At 35.6% G+C, this 1,372-nt stretch carries 4 tRNA genes; all 4 read left to right on the plus strand.

What is annotated here, in order from left to right:
* The first annotated feature begins 1 nt into the window (after position 1).
* Positions 2-77 (plus strand) — tRNA-Val (locus AC3ASS_RS14295).
* 33 nt (positions 78-110) lie between these two features.
* Positions 111-195: transfer RNA gene (locus tag AC3ASS_RS14300), tRNA-Tyr, on the plus strand.
* A gap of 11 nt (positions 196-206) precedes the next feature.
* Positions 207-281: transfer RNA gene (locus tag AC3ASS_RS14305), tRNA-Gln, on the plus strand.
* 1 nt (position 282) lies between these two features.
* Positions 283-355: transfer RNA gene (locus tag AC3ASS_RS14310), tRNA-Lys, on the plus strand.
* Positions 356-1,372 lie beyond the last annotated feature (1,017 nt).

The following is a 1,372-nucleotide window of genomic DNA, read 5'->3' on the forward strand; positions in this document are numbered from 1 at the left end:
TGGAGGATTAGCTCAGCTGGGAGAGCACTTGCCTTACAAGCAAGGGGTCGGCGGTTCGATCCCGTCATCCTCCACCACATTTGAGAATAATTGTTGTTCTCCATATAACTGGAGGGGTAGCGAAGTGGCTAAACGCGGCGGACTGTAAATCCGCTCCCTCAGGGTTCGGCGGTTCGAATCCGTCCCCCTCCACCATTGATGATTATTGGGCTATAGCCAAGCGGTAAGGCAACGGACTTTGACTCCGTCATGCGTTGGTTCGAATCCAGCTAGCCCAGCCAAGAGCCATTAGCTCAGTCGGTAGAGCATCTGACTTTTAATCAGAGGGTCGGAGGTTCGAGTCCTCCATGGCTCATTAATAAAATGCTACGCATTAGAGACCTCAGTTCATTAAATCATGAACTGAGGTCTCTTTTTCATTTTATGATGTAGATTAAGGAAAAAATTAGTTATTGAGATTTTGAAACCAAAAAATCTTGCAACTCGATTGATTTTTTTGCAAGTTGGACGGTCAAGAGTGTAATTGTTTACCGGAGTATCGTAATATCTTGCAACTCATAATGATATATTTGCAACTTGATCTTTCGAGATTTATTTTTATCAATAAAGAATGGATTGGCTATTGCCAATCCTTACCGATTGTTTTTATATTTGCAACTCTGATGAATGAATTTGTAAGTTCGTGAAGTGTATTTGTAACTTTTGAATTATTATTTGCAACTAGAAAGAATCGTATTTGCAAGTGAAGAGAAGATATTTGTAACTGTGAACAAAAAATTTGTAACTCCAGAGGATGAACTTGCAACTCGACGAAAAATCTTGCAACTTGAATTCGTTATTTTGCAAGTCGGTCGATATAGAATGAATTTGTAATTAAAGAAGCAAAAAAATTTTCCAACATGTATTGATTTATTTACAAGATAAATATTCTATAGTGAATTTCCAACCAATTATTTCCACTTATATTGATTTATTTGTAAGTCTATTATTCTAGGTCAATTTATCTTCTAAAAGGATAGGATTGGCTAGTGCCAATCCTGTCTGATTTAGTGCATAGCTGCAAACATCGAAAAGAAATTTCTAACTTTTGTAGGTGTATTAACAACTAGTCAACATTTAAATTTTTTAAACAAAATTGATACCCCCGAACATTTTCGCAATAGTCTTCATTATTGTATAAATGGCTCAAATAATTAAATATTGCGTAAGACCATATGCATATATATGTAGAATCATGTCCAGTTGATACATTCGTATGTAAGCGGATACAATAGATTGTAGTTTAAAAGGATTTTGGTAATGTAAAAAGTTCTATGAAACAACAAAAAAATAAAATTTTAAACTTTAGATAGGCAAAAAACGACCGCCATCG

The organism is Bacillus sp. JST-5 (genome assembly GCF_057747715.1).